The 19394-nt window shown below is 61.2% G+C and carries 19 protein-coding genes and 1 tRNA gene; 13 read left to right on the forward strand and 7 right to left on the reverse strand.

Going from position 1 to position 19394, the window contains the following annotated elements; all coding sequences use genetic code 11:
* Positions 1–43 precede the first annotated feature (43 nt).
* The 8 genes from C6558_RS00005 (at position 44) to deoA (ending at position 9201) form a co-directional block, all read left to right on the forward strand.
* Positions 44–120 (forward strand) — tRNA-Met (locus tag C6558_RS00005).
* 358 nt (positions 121–478) lie between these two features.
* A complete protein-coding gene (locus C6558_RS00010) occupies positions 479–2797 on the forward strand; it encodes a heavy metal translocating P-type ATPase (protein WP_107026805.1) in 2319 nt (772 codons plus the stop codon).
* Positions 2798–3046: 249 nt separating this feature from the next.
* Complete coding sequence (locus C6558_RS00015) at positions 3047–4582, forward strand: ABC transporter ATP-binding protein (protein WP_025425376.1); 1536 nt, start codon at positions 3047–3049, stop codon at positions 4580–4582.
* Positions 4579–5712, forward strand: a complete 1134-nt coding sequence (locus C6558_RS00020; RefSeq protein ID WP_025425377.1) for an ABC transporter permease — start codon at positions 4579–4581, stop codon at positions 5710–5712. The genes C6558_RS00015 and C6558_RS00020 overlap by 4 nt, the downstream gene beginning before the upstream one ends.
* Before the next feature lie 4 nt (positions 5713–5716).
* Positions 5717–6688 (forward strand): ABC transporter permease, encoded by a 972-nt coding sequence (locus C6558_RS00025; protein WP_107026806.1) that lies wholly within the window; start codon positions 5717–5719, stop codon positions 6686–6688.
* 4 nt (positions 6689–6692) lie between these two features.
* Positions 6693–7085: a cytidine deaminase gene (locus C6558_RS00030; RefSeq protein WP_025425379.1), complete on the forward strand. Its 393-nt coding sequence runs from the start codon at positions 6693–6695 to the stop codon at positions 7083–7085.
* On the forward strand, positions 7082–7888 hold the full coding sequence (locus C6558_RS00035; protein ID WP_025425380.1) for a purine-nucleoside phosphorylase: 807 nt from the start codon (positions 7082–7084) through the stop codon (positions 7886–7888). The genes C6558_RS00030 and C6558_RS00035 overlap by 4 nt, the downstream gene beginning before the upstream one ends.
* On the forward strand, positions 7885–9201 hold the full coding sequence (gene deoA / locus C6558_RS00040) for a thymidine phosphorylase (protein ID WP_025425381.1): 1317 nt from the start codon (positions 7885–7887) through the stop codon (positions 9199–9201). Before C6558_RS00035 ends, deoA begins: the two co-directional genes overlap by 4 nt.
* Here deoA and C6558_RS00045 read toward each other — a convergent pair.
* The 7 genes from C6558_RS00045 to C6558_RS00075 all read right to left on the reverse strand — a co-directional run bounded on the left by C6558_RS00045 (position 9194) and on the right by C6558_RS00075 (position 14934).
* Positions 9194–9724: a TIGR02281 family clan AA aspartic protease gene (locus C6558_RS00045; protein ID WP_025425382.1), complete on the reverse strand. Its 531-nt coding sequence runs from the start codon at positions 9722–9724 to the stop codon at positions 9194–9196. The genes deoA and C6558_RS00045 overlap by 8 nt on opposite strands.
* 143 nt (positions 9725–9867) lie before the next feature.
* Positions 9868–10497, reverse strand: coding sequence for a uracil phosphoribosyltransferase (gene upp, locus C6558_RS00050; RefSeq protein ID WP_025425383.1), 630 nt, complete (start codon positions 10495–10497; stop codon positions 9868–9870).
* Between the two features lie 234 nt (positions 10498–10731).
* Positions 10732–11700 carry an adenosine deaminase gene (locus C6558_RS00055; protein WP_025425384.1) on the reverse strand — a complete coding sequence of 323 codons (969 nt, stop codon included), beginning with the start codon at positions 11698–11700 and terminating at the stop codon, positions 10732–10734.
* A complete protein-coding gene (locus C6558_RS00060) occupies positions 11697–12917 on the reverse strand; it encodes a phosphopentomutase (protein ID WP_025425385.1) in 1221 nt (406 codons plus the stop codon). Before C6558_RS00060 ends, C6558_RS00055 begins: the two co-directional genes overlap by 4 nt.
* A 242-nt stretch (positions 12918–13159) precedes the next feature.
* Positions 13160–13726: a TadE/TadG family type IV pilus assembly protein gene (locus C6558_RS00065; RefSeq protein WP_081788889.1), complete on the reverse strand. Its 567-nt coding sequence runs from the start codon at positions 13724–13726 to the stop codon at positions 13160–13162.
* A gap of 32 nt (positions 13727–13758) precedes the next feature.
* The gene (locus tag C6558_RS00070; RefSeq protein WP_025425387.1) at positions 13759–14394 is read right to left on the reverse strand and encodes a TadE/TadG family type IV pilus assembly protein; all 636 of its coding nucleotides are present in this window, start codon (positions 14392–14394) and stop codon (positions 13759–13761) included.
* Between the two features lie 117 nt (positions 14395–14511).
* A complete protein-coding gene (locus C6558_RS00075; protein ID WP_025425388.1) occupies positions 14512–14934 on the reverse strand; it encodes a pilus assembly protein N-terminal domain-containing protein in 423 nt (140 codons plus the stop codon).
* Positions 14935–15186: 252 nt separating this feature from the next.
* Between C6558_RS00075 and C6558_RS00080 the strand changes: the two genes are divergently transcribed.
* The 5 genes from C6558_RS00080 to C6558_RS00100 all read left to right on the forward strand — a co-directional run bounded on the left by C6558_RS00080 (position 15187) and on the right by C6558_RS00100 (position 19380).
* Positions 15187–15366 carry a Flp family type IVb pilin gene (locus C6558_RS00080; RefSeq protein ID WP_025425389.1) on the forward strand — a complete coding sequence of 60 codons (180 nt, stop codon included), beginning with the start codon at positions 15187–15189 and terminating at the stop codon, positions 15364–15366.
* A gap of 206 nt (positions 15367–15572) precedes the next feature.
* The gene (locus tag C6558_RS00085; protein ID WP_025425390.1) at positions 15573–16085 is read left to right on the forward strand and encodes a prepilin peptidase; all 513 of its coding nucleotides are present in this window, start codon (positions 15573–15575) and stop codon (positions 16083–16085) included.
* A gap of 173 nt (positions 16086–16258) precedes the next feature.
* Positions 16259–17071, forward strand: a complete 813-nt coding sequence (gene cpaB, locus C6558_RS00090) for a Flp pilus assembly protein CpaB (protein WP_025425391.1) — start codon at positions 16259–16261, stop codon at positions 17069–17071.
* Positions 17068–18627 carry a type II and III secretion system protein family protein gene (locus C6558_RS00095; protein WP_051509142.1) on the forward strand — a complete coding sequence of 520 codons (1560 nt, stop codon included), beginning with the start codon at positions 17068–17070 and terminating at the stop codon, positions 18625–18627. The genes cpaB and C6558_RS00095 overlap by 4 nt, the downstream gene beginning before the upstream one ends.
* A 57-nt stretch (positions 18628–18684) precedes the next feature.
* Positions 18685–19380 carry a CpaD family pilus assembly protein gene (locus C6558_RS00100; protein WP_025425393.1) on the forward strand — a complete coding sequence of 232 codons (696 nt, stop codon included), beginning with the start codon at positions 18685–18687 and terminating at the stop codon, positions 19378–19380.
* Positions 19381–19394 lie beyond the last annotated feature (14 nt).

Consider the following 19394-nt stretch of genomic DNA (forward strand, 5'->3'; position numbering starts at 1 on the left):
GGTTTACGCACCGGATAAACCGCATAGCGGTTTACCGAGATGGCGCGGGGTGGAGCAGCCCGGTAGCTCGTCAGGCTCATAACCTGAAGGCCGCAGGTTCAAATCCTGCCCCCGCAACCAAATCAAACAAAAAACCCGCGAGACCGAAAGGTCCGCGGGCTTTTTGGCGTTCAGGGGCAAAGAAAACAAAACCGGCTAACCGCCAAGCGCGCCCAGAACAAAGTCCAGGACCTTCGGTCTAAGAAGACGATGGCCCACGATGGCCCACGGCAGCCTGCAATATGCAACGAAGGCCTACAGTCCGCTATCTCTGGTTTGCCCTCATCCGCCAGAGATAGGCCATGCCCTTTTCAAGCATGCGGAAACGACTCCGCAAGGCAGCATTCGGCGAAAAACTTCGCTTGGTCGTGCAATTTGGCCTTGCAGCTCTAGTCACTAGAGGTCGTAGCCTTGCGTCAAGATATGCAAGGAGCAGGTCATGGCAGCAAATATTCGCGAAAACCGATATCGGGTCGAAGGCATGGATTGTGCTTCCTGCGCATCGAAGATCGACACCGCCGTCAGGCGCATGCCTGGTGTTGAAGATGTCTCGGTTTCCGTTGCCGCGGGCACGATGTCGGTCAAGCATGCCGACGACGGCGATCTTGCCGCGAATATCGTCAGCCGGGTCGGAAAGCTCGGTTACCGGCTGCATCCGATTGCCGCCCACCAGAAGCCCGCGGTTGTCGCCATACACACTTGCTCGGGCGATCACGACCATGACCATCCTCACGATCACGATCACGATCACGATCACGATCATGGGCACGGCGACAAGCATGAGAAGCACGCGCATACCAACGACCACGAACATCAGCACAGCCACACCGCGGCCGAGGCAGCTTCATCGCAGCAGCCCAGTTCCCATGCCCATGATCACGGGCCAACGAACGGCCCCTGGTGGCGCTCGGCCAAGGGCCGGCTGACCATCGCCTGTGGTCTGGCTCTGGCCGCCGCCTATGGCCTTGGGCATCTTGTTCCGGCCACCGAGCCCTGGATCTTCACGCTTGCCATGCTGGTCGGCCTGCTGCCGATTGCGCGGCGCGCCTTCGCAGCGGCGACCTCGGGCACGCCGTTCTCGATCGAGATGCTGATGACCATTGCGGCGGTGGGTGCCGTCTTTATCGGCGCGACGGAGGAAGCGGCGATGGTCGTGCTGCTCTTCCTCGTCGGCGAACTGCTGGAAGGCGTCGCCGCCGGCAATGCGCGGGCCAGCATTCAATCGCTGACGGCGCTCGTGCCGAAGTCGGCCTATCTCGAGCGCAGCGGTCGGGTCGATGAGGTCCCGGCGGATAGCCTGGCGGTCGGCGCCGTCATTCTCGTCCGACCCGGCGACCGCGTTCCGGCCGATGGCATCATCCTCTCTGGCGAAAGCGCCGTCGACGAGGCACCGGTCACTGGTGAAAGCACGCCGGTGCACAAGGCAGTGGATGATGCGCTTGTCGCCGGAACGGTGAATGGCGACGGGGCCTTGCGCGTACGCGTCACGGCTGCGGCCTCGGACAATACCATTGCCCGAATCGTGCGGCTCGTCGAGGAGGCGCAGGAGAGCAAGGCGCCGACCGAACGCTTTATCGATCGCTTCTCGCGCTACTATACACCGGCCGTCGTTGTTGTCGCCGCCCTGGTCGCTATCCTTCCGCCACTTCTGGGCAGCGGCGTCTGGAGCGAGTGGGTCTACAAGGGGTTGGCGATCCTGCTGATCGGCTGCCCCTGCGCCTTGGTGATCTCGACTCCGGCTGCGATCGCCGCCAGCCTTTCGGCCGGTGCCCGCCGCGGCCTGCTCCTGAAGGGCGGCGCCGTGCTTGAAAATGTCGGCAAGATCACCGCCGCAGCATTCGACAAGACAGGTACGCTCACCGAAGGCAAACCGCGGGTGACTGATATCGTCGGCTTCGCCCGCGCCGAGAACGAGGTGCTGGGCTTGGCCGCAGCTCTTGAGCAGGGATCGAGCCATCCTCTGGCACGGGCAATCCTGCAGCGCGCCGACGAGCTGAAACTGCAGGTCCCGGGCATCACGACGGTCAAGGCTATCGGCGGCAAGGGTCTTGAAGGCGTCGTTGGCGCCGCCACCCTGTTCCTCGGCTCGCCCCACGCTGCCGATGACCGCGTGCCGATGTCGCCTGATCAGAAGGCGCGCATTGCGGCTCTGAACGACGAGGGCAAGACGGTCTCGGTGCTGATCTCCGGCAATGAGATTATCGGCGCCATCGCCATGCGTGATGAGCCGCGCCCGGATGCGGCAGTCGGCGTCAAGGCGTTGACCGACGCCGGCATTCATGTGGTCATGCTGACTGGCGACAACCGCCGCACGGCGGAGGCGATCGGCCGTCAGTTCGGCATGGAGGTGCGCGCCGAACTGCTGCCGCAGGACAAGCAGCGCATCGTTGGAGAATTGAAGAAATCCGGCTTCAATGTTGCCAAGATCGGAGATGGCATCAATGATGCGCCGGCGCTCGCTGCAGCCGACGTCGGCATCGCCATGGGCGGCGGCACGGACGTGGCGTTGGAGACCGCCGACGCGGCGGTGTTGCACGGCAGGGTCAGCGATGTCGCCGCGATGGTCCGGCTTTCCCGCTCTACAATGCGAAACATTGTCCAGAATATCACTATTGCGCTTGGCCTGAAGGCTGTTTTCCTCGTCACCACGATTGCGGGTATCACCGGTCTGTGGCCGGCCATTCTCGCCGATACCGGCGCCACGGTGCTTGTGACCATGAATGCGCTGCGCCTGCTGCGGCCCGTCCAAACCGCTTGAAGCAAAAGCATAAAACTGAACCGGCGGCATCGAATGCCGCCGGTTTTTTGTTGCGATTACGGCCGATCTGCCTGTGTATATTCACGCTGGACTCTCATCAGCGATCCGGTGAGAGTATAAGGAGATCTCGATTGAGGGCTTCCGTGCCGGGAAATCGATGATAAACTTATACCAAATGGTAAAAAAATCGCCGGCACGGTTTCTGGGAAGAAGACCGAAGCGGGCCAGTTTGGGGATCGTAAGGCCAATATGGACAGTATTGCCATCGAACTGCGTGGGATCGACAAGAGCTTCGGTCCGGTTCACGCCAACAAGAATATCAATCTGAAAGTCCGCAAGGGTACGATCCACGGCGTCATCGGTGAAAACGGTGCGGGAAAATCGACCCTGATGTCGATCCTGTACGGCTTTTACCAGGCCGATAGCGGCGAGATTCACGTCGATGGCAAGCAGGTCTCGATCCGGGATCCGAATGCGGCGATCGCTGCCGGCATCGGCATGGTGCACCAGCACTTCATGCTGGTCGAGAACTTCACCGTTCTCGAAAACGTCATGCTCGGCGCGGAAGAGAGCCAGATCCTCAACAAGGGCATTGCCAAGGCGCGCATCGAGCTGAAGCGGCTGGAGCGCGAATACGCGCTCGAGGTCAATCCGGATGCCGTGATCGAGGAATTGCCTGTCGGCTTGCAGCAGCGCGTCGAGATCCTCAAGGCGCTCTATCGCCGGGCCGATATCCTCATTCTCGATGAGCCCACCGGCGTGTTGACGCCGGCCGAGGCCGATCATCTCTTCCGCGTTCTCGAACAGCTGAAGAGCCAGGGAAAGACCATCATTCTCATTACCCATAAGCTCAGGGAAATCATGGCGATCACCGACGAGGTTTCGGTGATGCGCCGCGGCGAGATGGTGGCAACGCGCACGACGGCGGAAACCTCGGTCGAGGAACTCGCCGAGCTGATGGTCGGCCGCCGCGTGCTGCTGCGCGTCGAAAAGGGCGAGGCCAAGCCCGGCGATGTCAAGCTTTCGGTCAACGGTCTGACCGTCAAGGACGGCCGCGGCGTCACCATGGTCGACAATGTGTCGTTCAACCTTAGGGCCGGCGAGATCGTCGGCATTGCCGGCGTCGCCGGCAATGGCCAGTCGGAACTCCTGGAGGCGATCTCCGGTATCCGCCGTGCCGTTTCCGGCGAGGTGCACCTCAATGGCAAGCCGATCGACGTCACCGGCCATGCCGACCCCAAGGAGCTGCGCGATCGTGGCCTCGCTCATGTGCCGGAAGACCGGCACCACGTCGGCCTAGTGCTGAAATTCGAGGAATGCGAAAACGCCATCCTCGGCTATCACCATGACAAGCGCTACCTCAACGGCGTCTTCCTGAATGTCGACGCCATCCGCAAGGATGCCGAGCAGCGGATCGCCGAATACGACATCCGTCCGCCGAACGCCCGGCTGAAGACCGCGAATTTCTCCGGCGGCAATCAGCAGAAGATCGTTCTCGCCCGCGAGATGGAGCGGGGGCCGGACGTGCTGATCATCGGCCAGCCCACCCGCGGCGTCGATGTCGGCGCCATCGAATTCATCCACAAACGGATCATCGAGATGCGCGACCAGGGCAAGGCTGTCCTGCTTGTTTCCGTCGAACTCGATGAGATCCGCGCCCTGTCGGACCGTATCCTGGTCATGTTTGCCGGCCGTGTCGTCGGCGAGCGCGATCCCGATGCGACCGAGGGCGAGCTGGGCCTGCTGATGGCCGGCGTCGAAGGCCGCAAGGAGGCCGCAGAATGAGCAATCCCTATGCAAAGCTTCCAGGTTGGGTCGAATACGGCCTCGTCCCGCTGGTCAATCTCGCCGTCGCGTTTCTGGTTGCCGGCCTCGTGGTTCTGCTCGTCGGCGAAAATCCGTTCGAGGCGGCCTATCACCTGATCAACGGTGCCTTCGGTCGCGGCGAATATATCGGCTTCACGCTCTACTACGCCACCACCTTCATCTTCACCGGCCTTGCGGTCGCGGTCGCATTCCATGCCGGGCTTTTCAACATCGGCGGCGAGGGCCAGGCCTATGTCGGCGGCATCGGGGTCGCGCTCGCGTGCCTCTGGCTCGACCAGACGATGCCGTGGTTTGTGGTCTTCCCGCTGGCGATCATCGGTTCGGCCGCTTTCGGCGCTGCCTGGGCGTTTCTGCCCGGCTGGCTGCAGGCCAAGCGCGGCAGCCACATCGTCATCACCACGATCATGTTCAATTTCATCGCGTCGAGCCTGATGGTCTATCTGCTGACGCGGGTGTTGAAGCCGCTCGGCTCGATGTCGCCGCAGACGCGCACCTTCGCCGAAGGCGGTCAGTTGCCCAAGCTCGATTGGCTTCTGGGGATCTTCGGGCTCGATATCGGCACGGCGCCATTCAACGTTTCGTTCCTGCTGGCCCTTGTCGCGGCCTTCGGCGTCTGGCTCCTGATCTGGCGCACCAAGCTCGGTTACGAGATGCGCACCATGGGCCACAGTCCGTCGGCCGCGCGATATGCCGGCATGAGCGAGAGCCGCATCACCGTCATCACCATGATGATCTCCGGCGCGCTTGCCGGCATGATGGCGCTCAACCCGATCATGGGTGAGCAGGGCCGCATGCAGCTTGATTTTGTCCAGGGTGCAGGCTTCGTCGGCATCGCCGTCGCCCTCATGGGCCGCTCGCATCCGGCAGGCATCATCCCGGCGGCGGTTCTCTTCGGCGTGCTCTACCAGGGTGGGGCGGAGATCTCGTTCGAAATGCCGTCGATCTCGCGCGACATGATCGTCATCATCCAGGGCCTCGTCATTCTGTTTGCTGGCGCCCTTGAAAACATGTTCCGGCCGGCGATCACCCGGTTGTTTTCCACATCCAGCCGGCGCGCCGCGGTCGTTGCCCAGACCAAGGGAGCTTGAAGCCATGGATTTCTTCCACGTCATCGTGGTGCTCCTCGAGTCCACCATCCGCGTCTCCGTTCCGCTGATCTTCGCAGCCCTCGCCGGTCTCTTCACCGAGCGTGCCGGTATCTTCGATATCGGCCTTGAAGGAAAAATGCTGGGCGCCGCCTTTGCCGCCGGCGCGGTCGCAGCGATCACCCAATCCGTCTGGCTGGGACTGCTTGCGGGCATCCTCATCTCGATCGCCCTGTCCCTTGTCCACGGCTATGCGTCGATCACCCAGCGCGGCAACCAGATCGTCTCCGGCGTTGCCATCAACTTCATCGTCGCGGGTTCCACCGTCATCCTCGGTGAGGCCTGGTTCCGTCAGGGCGGGCGCACGCCGGCACTGGCCGAAGGTGCAAGGTTCCAGACGATCACTTTTCCCTTCGCGGACGCCATTCGCGATGTTCCCTTCATCGGGCCGATCTATGCCGATCTGCTCTCCGGGCATTTCATCCTGACCTATGTGGCCTTCGCCATGGTGCCGCTCAGCTGGTGGATCCTCTACCGCACCCGCTTCGGCCTGCGGCTCCGTGCGGTCGGGGAGAACCCGGGTGCCGTCGACACCGCCGGCATTTCGGTGGTCTGGATGCGGTACCGCGCCGTCATCTGCTGCGGCATCCTGTGTGGCTTTGCCGGCGCCTACCTGTCGCTGGCGATGACCGCCGGCTTCGTCAAGGGCATGACCGCCGGCAAGGGCTACATCGCGCTTGCAGCGCTGATTTTTGCCAAATGGCGGCCATTCAACATCATGCTTGCCTGCCTGCTGTTCGGCTTCCTCGATGCGTTTGCGATCCGCCTGCAGGGCAATCCCCTGCCGCTGATCGGCCAGTTGCCGGTGCAGCTGATGCAGGCATTGCCCTATATTCTCACCGTCATCTTGCTTGCCGGCTTCATCGGCAAGGCAATCCCGCCGAAGGCCGGCGGTGTCCCCTATGTGAAGGAGCGGTAAGGCTATGGAAAACGAACTCTTCGAAGCCGCACGCGAAGCGATGGCCAAGGCGCATGCGCCCTATTCCAAGTTTCCGGTGGGCGCCGCGATCCGTGCGGAAGACGGCCATATCTACACCGGCGCCAACATTGAAAACCTCTCCTTCCCGGAAGGCTGGTGTGCCGAGACCACGGCCATCAGCCACATGGTCATGGCCGGCCAGCGCAAGATCATGGAAGTCGCCGTTATCGCCGAGAAGCTGGCGCTCTGCCCGCCTTGCGGCGGGTGCCGGCAACGGCTTGCGGAGTTTTCCGGCGCCAGCACGCGCATCTACCTCTGCGACGAGACGGGCGTGAAGAAGACGCTCGCCCTGTCCGATCTGCTACCGCACAGCTTCGAGACCGAGATCCTCGGATGAGCAGCGCTGCTGAATTCCTGAGGGGCAGGCTCGGCGGCCTGGCTCCCCGCTATGGTATTGTCCTTGGTTCAGGGCTTGGGACGCTCGTCGAAGCGGTCAGTAACCCGACACGCATTTCCTATGCCGACATCCCGGGTTTTCCCGTCAGCAGCGTTTCTGGCCATGCCGGCGAACTCGTCGCAGGTTTGCTCGGCGCCGTCCCGGTCGTCATGCTGTCCGGCCGGGTGCATTACTACGAGAGCGGCGATGCCAACGCGATGCGCGTGCCGCTGCAGACGCTGAAGAAACTCGGCGTCGAAAATCTCGTGCTCACAAACTCCGCTGGCTCGCTGCGTGATGATCTGCCGCCGGGTTCGGTCATGCGGATCTCGGATCACATCAACTTTTCCGGATTCAATCCACTGATTGGCGTCGAAAGCGACGATCGCTTCGTCGGCATGACCAACGCCTATGACACCGAGCTTGCGACGCGCATGCGGCGCGCGGCCGACCGGATGGGCATTCCGCTGCAGGACGGCGTTTACATGTGGTTCTCCGGGCCGAGCTTTGAAACGCCAGCGGAAATTCGCATGGCGCGCGTGCTCGGCGCCGATGCGGTCGGCATGTCGACCGTGCCGGAAGTCATTCTCGCGCGCTTCCTCGGCCTCAAGGTTGCTGCAGCGTCGGTGATCACCAATTTCGGCGCGGGCATGACGGGCGGCGAACTCAGCCATCACGAGACGAAGGACATGGCGCCGGTCGGCGGCAAACGCCTGGCCGCCATTCTCAAGGAGATGATTTCCACGGACGCGGCGGTTCAGTGACCATGCTTCCCCAGGAGATCATCCGCCGCAAGAGAAACGGCGAGCGCCTCGAGGCGGCAGATATCACGGGCTTCGTCCGCGGCCTTTCCGATGGTTCGATCTCGGAGGGTCAGGTCGCTGCCTTCGCTATGGCTATCTGGTTTTCGGGCATGAGCCGGGACGAGACGGTGGCGCTGACGCTCGCCATGCGCGATTCCGGCGAAACCCTCGACTGGAGCAGCATCGGCCGACCCATTGTCGACAAGCATTCCACCGGAGGCGTCGGCGACAACGTCTCGCTGATGCTTGCCCCGATAGTCGCAGCATGCGGTTTGGCCGTGCCGATGATCTCGGGACGGGGATTGGGGCACACGGGCGGCACGCTCGACAAACTCGAATCCATACCCGGCTATGATATTCAGCCGTCTGCTGCGCTATTCCGAAAGACGGTCGACGAGGTCGGCTGCGCCATCATCGGCCAGACCGCCAATCTGGCGCCCGCCGACAAGCGGCTCTACGCCATCCGTGACGTGACGGCGACCGTCGATTCAGTTCCGCTGATTACCGCATCGATCCTTTCCAAGAAGCTTGCCGCCGGGCTGCAGTCGCTGGTGCTCGACGTCAAGCTCGGCAATGGCTCGTTCATGGGCGATGCTGGCGAAGCCGAGGCACTCGCCCGGTCGCTAGTTGATGTCGCCAATGGTGCCGGCGTTCGCACGTCGGCATTGCTGACGGATATGAACGAGCCCTTGGCCGATGCGGCTGGAAACGCGCTTGAAATCCGGAACTGCGTCGCCTTTCTCAAGGGCGAGAAAAGCGGCACCCGCCTTGAAACCGTGGTCATGGCTTTCGCCGCGGAGATGCTCGTCGCGGCCGGTGTGGCAGTCGACCCGGTAGCCGGCGAAGCATTGGCGCGCACGGCGCTTGCAAACGGTGCAGCGCTTGAGCGTTTCGCCAGGATGGTTTACGCGCTCGGTGGTCCCGCCGATTTCGTCGAGCGTCCCGAACAGCACTTGGCGCCTGCCCCAGTTATCCTTCCGGTGGAAGCAGAAAGAGACGGCTATCTACAATCCTGCCGGACCCGTGACCTTGGCATGGCCGTCATCGCTCTGGGTGGCGGTCGGACACATCCGAACGACAGGATCGATCATCGGGTCGGCTTTGCCGAGCTGAAACCGTTGGGAACGCGAGTTGCCGAGGACGAACCGATCGCCTTCGTCCATGCGGCGGACGAGACCGCGGCCGAACATGCGCGGCAAGAGCTGCTGGCGCTCTATACGATCGCCGACGCTCAGCCTGAGGTGCGCTCGCCAATCCTTTCAAGGATCACCTGACCAGATGCAGCGCGCCGTTTTCGACGCGGTAGGACGATAGTCGGCCGAGGAAGCTCATGCCGACGAGCATGCCGGCAAGCGCCTTGTCGGGCAGCACCAGGGCGTCGACGTCGCGCAACGATATGCCGCCGATTTCGACCCTCGTCAGCTTGGCCCGCGCTGCATCGACATCGCCATTGGCCGTTCGAACGCGTGCGTTGAAAGTAAGCGCTCCGGCAGACAGGCCGAGCCTGCGCGCGGTCGAGACATTGATCGCGATGGTGCTGGCGCCGGTATCGACCATGCCCCGTTCGGTGCGGCCGTTGATGCGGAACGCTCCGAAGAAATGGCCCGAGCGGTCGGCTTCGAGCACCACGCCTTTTCCCGAAGCATATTTCGCCGTCGTTGCCGGAAGGGAGTTGTTCACCGCCGGTTTGTCCGTGGCGGCAGTCTCAGCGTTCGAGAGATAGGAACTCGCGAGGTCAGGAATGACCAGGGCCGCAATAGCGATACCGCCGGCGAATGTCAGCAGACGGACGAACATGGCCTGACCTCCCGCGCATCGGGCCGCAGACGCCCGCGCCGATGAAGTCCAGTAGAGCAGGGGATGGCTAATGCGATACAAAAAAGCCGCCGGTTTGCCGGCGGTTTTTCATCAATTTTGCGCTCTGGTTAAGAAACGGAAAATTACTTGGTTCCATACATGCGGTCGCCGGCATCGCCGAGCCCGGGCATGATGTAGCCGAGTTCGTTCAGGTGGCTATCGATCGACGCCGTGAAGATCGGCACATCGGGGTGGGCGGCCTGGAAATTGCGAATGCCTTCGGGCGCTGCGAGCAGGCAGAGGAAGCGCAGGTTCTTCGCGCCACGTTCCTTCAGCTTGTCGATTGCTGCGATCGAGGAGTTGCCGGTCGCAAGCATTGGATCGACGACGATGATCAGGCGCTCGGACAGGCTTTCGGGCGCCTTGAAATAATACTCTACCGGCTTCAGCGTCTCGTGGTCGCGATAGACGCCGATATGGGAAACGCGGGCCGACGGCACGAGTTCGAGCATGCCTTCAAGCAGGCCGTTGCCGGCGCGCAGGATCGAAGCGAAAACGAGCTTCTTGCCTTCGAGCACCGGTGCGTCGATCGCCTGCATCGGCGTCTCGATGCGCTCCATCGTCAGTTCCAGATCGCGCGTCACCTCGTAGCAGAGCAGCGTCGAGATTTCCCGAAGCAGCCGCCGAAAACCGGCGGTCGAGGTTTCCTTCTTGCGCATGATGGTCAGCTTGTGTTGCACAAGCGGATGATCAATCACTGTAACGCCGTCCATGGCCACCTTCCCCGAAGTTTATGTATCCGCCCTTTTTCCATGGAATGCTCCGCGGCCGCAAGGGCGTTGGGCGGCTCGTTGTGTTCATCCCCAACCGCGACCACCCGCGCTACGGCATAATTCCTTAAATCGGAATCGATTTAAGGAGAAAATTATGCAGCAAGCTTAAAGCGCTACCGCGTCCTTAACGCGTCAAATTTGACGCGCGGCGCTGTAGGTGAACGCAAGGCTCGGTCAGATTAGGGCAAGCAGTTTCTGGCGGGTCGACTCGTCGACGAAAGCCGCCTGGATCGCCGTCCTAGTCATGCTATTGATGTCGTCGTCGCCGAACCCCATCACCGAAGAAGCTATGTCATATTCCTGGGCTAGCGAAGTGTGGAAGAAGGGCGGGTCGTCGGAATTGAGCGTCACCCGCACCCCGGCGCCATGCAGCGTCCGCAAGGGGTGCGAGGCGAAGTCCGGGAAGACCTGCAGGGAAATGTTGGATCCGGGGCAGACCTCCAGAACGACGCCGTCGTCGGCAAGCCGCTTGACGAGATCGGCGTCTTCGATCGCCCGCACGCCGTGGCTGATGCGCGACGGCCTGATATGGTCGAGCGCATCGCGCACACTGAAGGCGCCGGAAAGCTCGCCTGCGTGAATGGTCAAACCCAGGCCGGCGTCACGGGCGATATCGAATGCCCGGGCAAAATCGGCGACGCGGTGCATGCGCTCCTCACCCGCCAGATTGAAGCCGGTGACCAGCGCATGGTCTCTCCTGGCGGCAAATTCGGCCGTCTTGGCGACCGATTCCGGCCCGAGATGACGGATGCCGGTTATCAGCATGCGCGATTCGATCCCGGTCTTTGCCTTGGCGGCCTCCATGCCGGCGGCAAGCCCCTCAAGATAAGCGTCGGCCCCGAGGCCGATCGTGTTGCCGTGATCCGGCGAGACGATGATCTCGCTGTAGATCGTTCCGACCTCCGCCAGTTCCGTCAGATAGGCTTCGGCCAGAAGTGCATAGTCTTCCTGCGTGCGAAACAGCGAGGCGACACTGTCGTAGCACTTCACGAAGCTGGTAAAGTCTGTCCAGACATAGGCTCGGTCGGCGATGATCTCGCTGGTGTCGAGCCCGTACTTCTCCGCCTGCAGCAGCGCCAATTCCGGCGGTGTCGCGCCCTCGATGTGGCAGTGCAGTTCCGCCTTCTTCAGATGTGCGGTCAAATGAGGCTTCTCCCATGTAGGCCGGGTGCGATCCCGAGATGTCTGGCGACCGTTTCGCCGATATGCGCAAAGGTATTGGCAACGCCGAGCGAACGGCTGCGCACAGCCGGGCCGAACATCAGCACCGGCACGCGCTCGCGCGTGTGGTCCGTTCCGCGCCAGGTCGGGTCGCAGCCATGGTCTGCCGTGAGAATGACGATATCGCCGGGTTTCAGCCGCCGGTCGAGATCGGGCAATCGTGCGTCGAAGGCTTCAAGCGCCGCGGCATAGCCGGCGACATCGCGGCGGTGGCCGAAGAGCATGTCGAAGTCGACGAAGTTGGTGAAGACGAGGTCGCCATCCTCCGCCTCGTCGATCGCCGCCAGGCTGGCGTCGAAGAGCGCCATGTTGCCGTCCGCCTTGGTCAGCTTCGTCACGCCCTGATGGGCGAAGATGTCGCCGATCTTGCCGATCGCATGCACGGTGCGCCCCGCTTGCGCCAGCCGGTCGAGGACCGTCGGCTCGGGCGGCAGCACCGAGTAGTCGCGCCGGTTGCCGGTGCGGGCAAAGGTCTGCGCGTTGTGGCCGATGAAGGGACGGGCGATAACGCGGCCGATATTGTAGTCGTCGAGCAGGCGCCGGACGACCTGGCAGAATTCTAGCAGGCGCTCCAGGCCGAAGGTGTGCTCGTGGGCGGCGATCTGAAAGACGCTGTCCGAGGAGGTGTAGCAGATCGGCTTTCCCGTTCGCATATGCTCCTCGCCGAGGCGCGCGATGATATCAGTACCGGAGGCATGGCAGTTGCCGAGAATGCCGGGAATGTCGCCCTCGCGGCAGATCGCTTCGACCAGTTCGGCGGGAAACGCGTCGCCCTCGGCCGAGAAATAGCCCCAATCGAACGTGACCGGCGTTCCGGCGATCTCCCAATGACCGGATGGCGTATCCTTGCCGCGCGAGACTTCGCTGGCAGCGCCATAGGCACCGTAGACCCGGCCCGGAACCGGCATGCCAATAGGCACGCGGCCCGTGGCCAATTTCGCCGCATGCACGAGCCCGAGCGCAGACATGTTGGGAAGGTGCAGCGGGCCTTCGCGCACACCGGCGCGATCTGCGGCGCCCGTCGCGCAAAACTCGGCGATGTGACCAAGCGTGTCGGCACCCAGGTCGCCATAGGTTTCGGCATCCGGCGCACCGCCTATACCGAAGGAATCGAGGACAAAGAGAAACGCGCGCGCCATGAAAGTTCCGGTAAGCCGAAGCGCGGGGCAGGGCCTGCGTTCCGGTGCTGCAACGAGCGCGGACGCAGATGCCGCCAGCGCAATCCCGAAGGAATACCGCCGGCGACGCCGCAATGCAATTGGCCTCGACTACAGCGCTGCGCGTCTTATTAGACGCGCAAAGGTCGCTGTAGTACTTTGAATGGCTGCATGTTTTGATCCTTAAATCGGATAGGATTTAAGGAAACATGCAGTGGCCCCGGTCAGCAATCCGGGCACTTTATGGTTTCGGCCTGGCGTGAGCGGAAATACGCGGTTTTGGACAAATCTACGGTGTTCGTGCTGGATGCAAGGCTCGGCGCGAACAGCAACAGTCCATGCTCCACGATCAGCTCCGTACGGATGACGAAGGCCGTGGTCGCCGTAAACTGGCTCGGAACGGTGGTGGTCGAGTTGACGGCATACGGCACCGCGCCGTTTTGGTCGCGCGACCAGACGACGGTTCCCGTGTTCGTTCCGCTGACCTCGATGCCGGTAATCTTGAGCGTGTATTTTGAACCTTCGTACGGGGCAAGGATGCTTTTCACCACATTCGACATGTTTCCCAAATAGGTCTTGTTGACCTCGCTTTGCTGGGAAACCAGATCGGCAACGGCGCTGGCGGCACGCGCAGCCTTGCCGGCTACGGTAAAGCCGAGCGATAATTCGAATGCGCCGACGTAAATCATGATCAGCAGCGGCGTGACGATGGCAAATTCGACACCGCCAAGCCCGCCCCGGTCTTTGAGCAGCGAGCGGAAGCTTGCGAAGGTCAGGCGGATTGCCGTCATCCAGTGCATCGCTAAAGTCTTCACGACGCGCCTCACTCGTTTTCTGTGCGGAAAGTGGTTGTGGAAACCATGAGATAGTCTTTAGGCATGCTGGATCCGGCCGGGCGCAGGTTGGTCACAAATGGCCTGATGAGATCGGTCATCACACTCCAGCGATAATACGCGCGCATGACGTTGAAGGAGCCGGGTCCGCCCGGCGCAAACTTCAGGTCGGCTGTCTTGAGATCCGACGACGACGACGAGGGGTCCATTCGCGGGATGAGCACCGGGAATTTGGTGAGATCGGTGACACTTCTGACGTCGATATAGAGCTTCGAGGCTTGGGCAGCCTCCGTCGCCGAGCACGTCAACATCACCGAGATTTCCTCGCAGAATGCCTGGCGAAACTTTGTCTCGTCCATATCAGTCGCCGTCTTGCCACGGTTGAAGGTGATCTCGCCGGTCCGGATCTTTCGCGCCATCGTTTCCGTGGCGTTTGCCAGCAGCTGGTCGCCGTAGAAGGCGGCGAATGTTTCGATGGAGGCGAAAATCACCATAAAGAAGGGAAGAGCCAGTATCGCGAACTCAATGCTCGCGGTGCCCTTTCTGTCGCGCCGGAAACGCCTCAATAAGCCCCTTGTGGGCTTTGCGGCCTTTTGGGGCTGCAGTGTTTCCTGCTCGATGCTCATCGCGCCGTCCCATCATGTTACGCCTGACGGAGACACAAAGTAGGGAGTAACTATTGATATTTCGTTGGCGATAATCGCGGGTATTTTAGTGAATTTCCAGTGTTTCTCGCAGTTTGCTCAGCTCCCACCACTTGCGGTTTTGCGCTCCACATGCCGCTCGCAACTTGGCGTACAGGAAAGGACTGTGCGCGACGTCTGTCGATAGACGCGCAGAGTGTTTGCTTCGTCGATCGACACGAGAATTTGCTCGTCGACGATGGCGTTTCCGTCCTGATCGAGGATGACAAGATTCGTCGTGCCGAAGCTGCGGCCGGTAATGACGATCGTGCGGGCGTCGGCCACCGTCGCATCTGCAACTTCCGCGTTGCCGATGATGACTTTGGCGACCGGCCGGTCGAGCTTGAGCACCCGTGCATGGTCCATGTAGACGCGCATCATATCGTCCTGCGCGCTTGCGGCCGACGCCGCCATCAGCGAAAGCATGCCGAGGATCGTGAGTGTCAGCGTGGCGGTCCGGTTGGCCGCGAGGGGCAAAATCATGGCAGGTCCCTGAGATGGCATTCGCCCCATCATCGGCACTCTTGGTGAATGAATCGTTAAGTCGGGTCGGCGCATCCTAAGCCGGCACATTTCCTATTCGCTTACCCAAAAATCAGCGGTGGGCCGTTAATCTTTTGGTAGCTGTCTTCCTTAAGCCGATAGCAATTCGCCAGGACTAGGTTGAGCTCATCCGATCAACGGCAACAGTTGGCGGACGTGCTGAACAACAATCGTGAAGTTAGGAGAATCATCATGAAGAAGATTTTTGCCCGTCTGATGAAGGACGAGTCCGGCGCAACCGCCATCGAATACGGCCTGATCGCCGCTCTGATTTCGGTTGCGCTTATCGGTGGAGCGACGGCGTTGGGCGACAAGCTGAACACGCAGTTCACCAACCTCGGCTCGTACATGAAGGTTACCCCGGCTCCTTGATCACTGCCTCTTTCTCTGAGGGCAAGGCGAGGTTCCGCCGGCGATCAGCTTAAAGTGCGGGGCCGCCCTCCAGTGGGGCGGCCTTATCTTTGCTGCAAGCAGCAAAATGGACTTTTGTGTGCTGGCTGGAAGGCCAGGAAACGTATTCCGCAAACGATGGAACGTCGCAGTGGCGAATTTATGAGTTCCACTCGAGGAGACGACCGGTGATCGTGGCTGCTATCTTCGTAGTTTTTCCGTTTTGTCTGGCGTTGTCCGCTTTCTCCGACGCCTTTACGATGACGATTCCAAATCGGGTGCCGATCGTTCTGATTGCGACCTTCACCATCGTTGCGCCCCTTGCTGGGCTCGGCATCCCGGAAATCGCGCTCCACATTGCCACAGCCCTTACCGTATTCGGCTTATGCTTCTGTCTCTTTGCACTCGGAACCATGGGTGGCGGTGACGCCAAACTTCTGACCGCTTGCGCCCTATGGTTTGGGGCCAACAGTTCGCTATTGGAATTCTTGCTTTCAGTCTCACTGTTTGGCGGCGTGTTGACCGTTGCGATCCTGTTCCTCAGGGCGCATGAAGATTTCATCCTGCCCTCGCGAATTCCGATGCCGCGGCTATTGTTTACGGCCACAAAGATTCCATACGGGATAGCGATCGCGGCCGGCGGTTTTGTTGCCTACCCCTCGTCACCATTGGTGCGAATGGCGTTATCCAGTCTCCATTGAACTGGCGATCCGAGTTTTGACATGTGCCGCCGCAAGTGTTCGCCACGTGCAGTAAGCGGCCTATGCCGACGGTAGGCGATTATTAACCATACCCGTAAGCGGCTTATTAACTATAATTACACCAATTCCTGATCAACCTGACGCCAGCATATCTGCGGGGCTCAGAAACGATCATGAAACCGGTTCGCATCATCATACTGGCGGTGGCCGTCGCCTCGGCGGCGATGGCCGGGTTGTTGGCGATGAAGCTGACCCGTGGTCCCTCGCCACAAATGGCGGAGCCACTGATCGAGCGAGCGCCGACCGTCAATGTCCTTGTTGCGAGCAAGAGCTTGCCCGTCGGGTCGCGCTTAGGTGGCGATGCGGTCCATTGGATGGCATGGCCCAAGGACGGTGTCGTCGAGGGGCTCATCACCGAAGAAAATCGTCCCTCTGCCATTGAAGATCTGACCGGCGCAGTCGTTCGCCTGCCGATCTTTAACGGCGAGCCCGTGCGCAGCGAGAAGGTCGCGGACTCCTCCAGCCGAATCATGTCGTCGCTATTGCCTGCTGGCAAGCGCGCCGTTGCCACAGAGATCACCGTGGCGACCGGCGCCGGCGGCTTCATCCTGCCCAATGACCGCGTCGACGTCATCATGGTCCGTAAATCGGACGGCGATCTCTACCTGACGGAAACCGTGCTCAGCAATGTTCGCGTGCTGGCGATCGATCAGCAGGTCGAGGAGAAGGATGACGGCTCAAAATCCGTTGTCGGTACCACGGCGACGCTGGAACTGACGCCGGATCAATCAAAGGTCATGACTGTCGCGCAGCAAATGGCTGAACGCATCTCACTTGCCCTTCGCAGTGTCGCGGATGCTCAAGAATCCGATACGAACGCTGCGGATTACCTTCTGAGTGGCGATGGCCAGCCCAGCATCCAGGTCATCAAGTCGGGCTCGATCGTCAAGAACGACGGTGCCATCAGCCAAGGCCAGCAACAATGAGCGATCGAGCGGAGCGCAGGGTGAAGCGGAGCGGGAACAAATTTCGGACGTCTGTTGCAGCCGGTCTGTCGTTTTGCCTGACATTCTCGGGCATGGCGCTGCCAACGCTCCCGTTCGCCCATGCGGCCGCCTCGTCGGTCGTCAGGATCGTTGAAAGCGGGCCCGGGGTGAAGAAGAAGATCAGCCTGGGGCTGAACAAGGCCGTCGTCGTCGATCTACCGGCCGATGCCCATGATATTCTCGTCGCCGACCCATCGCTCGCCGATGCCGTCACGCGCACGTCCAGGCGTATCTATCTCTTTGGAAAATCCGTTGGGCAGACCAACATTTTTGTCTTCGGGCCGAATGGCGAAGAGATCGTCAGTCTTGACGTCGAGGTTGAGCGCGACATCGCCAATCTGCAGTCAAACCTGCGTCGTTTCATTCCCGATGCCGAAATCAACGTTGAGATCATCTCCGACAACATCGTGCTGACGGGTACCGTGCGCACACCGCTCGATTCGACGCGAGCCGTCGATCTCGCCAAGGCCTTCCTGCAGGGCGGTGAAGCGACGACACGCAACATCACTGCGCAGGGAAACAATGGTGATGCCGATATCTTTGCCGAGGATCGGCAGGTCTCGCAGATTGTCAACCTGTTGACCATCGAAGGTGACGATCAGGTCACGCTGAAGGTGACGGTTGCCGAAGTGAGCCGCCAGGTCTTGAAGCAATTGGGCTTCAACGGGCGTGTAGGAGACGGCGAGAGCGGTATCGGCTTCCGCAATCCTGCAAACCTCGGTGATGCGATCAGTGTCGGCGCAAACGCGCTGATCAAGGGATCCATCGGCGGAACGACGATCTCGAGCTACATCAATGCGATGGAGCAAGCCGGTGTCATGCGCACACTGGCCGAACCCACCTTGACGGCAATTTCGGGACAAGAGGCCAATTTCTATGTCGGCGGGGAATTTCGGCTCGGCGGCACCCAGGAAGTCAAGGTCGACGACAAAACCGGCGACCCAACGGTTACGCGTGAGATCAACGACGTCGAATATGGAATTCGCCTGAACTTCAAGCCGGTCGTCCTGGGACCGGGCCGTATCAGTCTGCAGATCGAAACCAACGTTTCCGAGCCGACCTATGAGGGCTCGATCGTCACCGGCAACGGCTTCACCTCTGTCCCTGGCAACACCTTCCTCGGCATCCGCAGGCGCGAGGCGTCGACCAGTGTCGAGCTTCCCTCGGGCGGCTCTATCGTCATCGCCGGCCTCGTGCAGGACAATATCCGTCAGGCAATGTCCGGCCTGCCGGGTGCATCGAAAATCCCGGTCCTCGGAACGCTCTTCCGCAGCAAGGATTTCGTGCGCAACGAAACCGAACTTGTCATCATTGCGACGCCCTACCTCGTGCGCCCGGTTGCCAGAAGCGCGATCGCCAGGCCCGACGACAATTTCAACCCTGCCAATGATCTCGACAGCTTCTTCCTTGGTCGCGTGAACCGCATCTACGGGCGCCCGGAAGCATCCGCACCGGCGGGTCAGTACCATGGCAATGTTGGCTTCATCTACAAATAGGGCTGGGTCATGCAAACGCGAAGCAGCTTCCACGAGAATTCTGAAAGGCCGAGTGCCATGTCCCTCAACAGATCCGGAGTTCCCGTCCGTCATTTGCGGCGTGCTGCAATCCTCCTCGTGGCTGCCGGGCTGCTTGTCGGCTGCGGCACCAAGGATAATCTTTCGACGGGCTCTATCCCCGATGATTACCGGACACGGCATCCGATCGTGCTTGCCGAGGGCGAGCGTACGATCGATATCCCCATTGCCTCCGGTGACCGTCGGCTGACGCAAGGCACGCGCGACGTCATCAGCGGCTTTGGTGCCGATTATCGCAATTCATCGACCGGTGTCGTCCAGATCATGCTGCCGCGTGGCTCGGCAAACAGCCACGCCGCGCAGGCCATGCGCAAGGAGATCCGCGGCGTTCTCGTCGCCGCCGGCGTTCCCGCGAAGCGACTGATCGAGGCCGGCTACGAGGCCGGTCCCATGGGTGATGCCGCTCCGGTTCGCTTGAGCTATGTGGCGATCACCGCCCAGACCGGTCCCTGTGGCGAGTGGCCGGAGGACGTTGCACTCAACACGATCCAGAACCGCAACTACTATAATTTCGGCTGCGCGTCGCAATCCAATCTGGCGGCCCAGATCTCCAATCCGACCGATCTGCTCGGCCCGCGCCAGATGTCGCCGATCGATGCGGAGCAGCGCGGCCAGGTCATCACGGACTGGCGCGGAACCGAAAAGAGTGACGGACCCGTCATCATCGTCAATTGATATCGTTGGGATCA

Source organism: Ensifer sp. NM-2 (assembly GCF_003024455.1).
GTDB lineage: Bacteria > Pseudomonadota > Alphaproteobacteria > Rhizobiales > Rhizobiaceae > Ensifer > Ensifer canadensis.

Excerpts from the sequence above, each read along its gene's own strand:
- C6558_RS00015 (WP_025425376.1), top strand. The coding sequence starts at position 3,047 with ATGGACAGTATTGCCATCGAACTGCGTGGGATCGACAAGAGCTTCGGT.
- C6558_RS00060 (WP_025425385.1), bottom strand. The coding sequence starts at position 12,917 with ATGGCGCGCGCGTTTCTCTTTGTCCTCGATTCCTTCGGTATAGGCGGT.
- cpaB (WP_025425391.1), top strand. The coding sequence starts at position 16,259 with ATGAAACCGGTTCGCATCATCATACTGGCGGTGGCCGTCGCCTCGGCG.
- C6558_RS00010 (WP_107026805.1), top strand. The coding sequence starts at position 479 with ATGGCAGCAAATATTCGCGAAAACCGATATCGGGTCGAAGGCATGGAT.
- C6558_RS00095 (WP_051509142.1), top strand. The coding sequence starts at position 17,068 with ATGAGCGATCGAGCGGAGCGCAGGGTGAAGCGGAGCGGGAACAAATTT.
- upp (WP_025425383.1), bottom strand. The coding sequence starts at position 10,497 with ATGGACGGCGTTACAGTGATTGATCATCCGCTTGTGCAACACAAGCTG.
- C6558_RS00070 (WP_025425387.1), bottom strand. The coding sequence starts at position 14,394 with ATGAGCATCGAGCAGGAAACACTGCAGCCCCAAAAGGCCGCAAAGCCC.
- C6558_RS00020 (WP_025425377.1), top strand. The coding sequence starts at position 4,579 with ATGAGCAATCCCTATGCAAAGCTTCCAGGTTGGGTCGAATACGGCCTC.
- C6558_RS00075 (WP_025425388.1), bottom strand. The coding sequence starts at position 14,934 with ATGATTTTGCCCCTCGCGGCCAACCGGACCGCCACGCTGACACTCACG.
- C6558_RS00045 (WP_025425382.1), bottom strand. The coding sequence starts at position 9,724 with ATGTTCGTCCGTCTGCTGACATTCGCCGGCGGTATCGCTATTGCGGCC.
- C6558_RS00025 (WP_107026806.1), top strand. The coding sequence starts at position 5,717 with ATGGATTTCTTCCACGTCATCGTGGTGCTCCTCGAGTCCACCATCCGC.
- C6558_RS00065 (WP_081788889.1), bottom strand. The coding sequence starts at position 13,726 with ATGACGGCAATCCGCCTGACCTTCGCAAGCTTCCGCTCGCTGCTCAAA.
- C6558_RS00080 (WP_025425389.1), top strand. The coding sequence starts at position 15,187 with ATGAAGAAGATTTTTGCCCGTCTGATGAAGGACGAGTCCGGCGCAACC.
- C6558_RS00030 (WP_025425379.1), top strand. The coding sequence starts at position 6,693 with ATGGAAAACGAACTCTTCGAAGCCGCACGCGAAGCGATGGCCAAGGCG.
- C6558_RS00035 (WP_025425380.1), top strand. The coding sequence starts at position 7,082 with ATGAGCAGCGCTGCTGAATTCCTGAGGGGCAGGCTCGGCGGCCTGGCT.
- C6558_RS00100 (WP_025425393.1), top strand. The coding sequence starts at position 18,685 with ATGTCCCTCAACAGATCCGGAGTTCCCGTCCGTCATTTGCGGCGTGCT.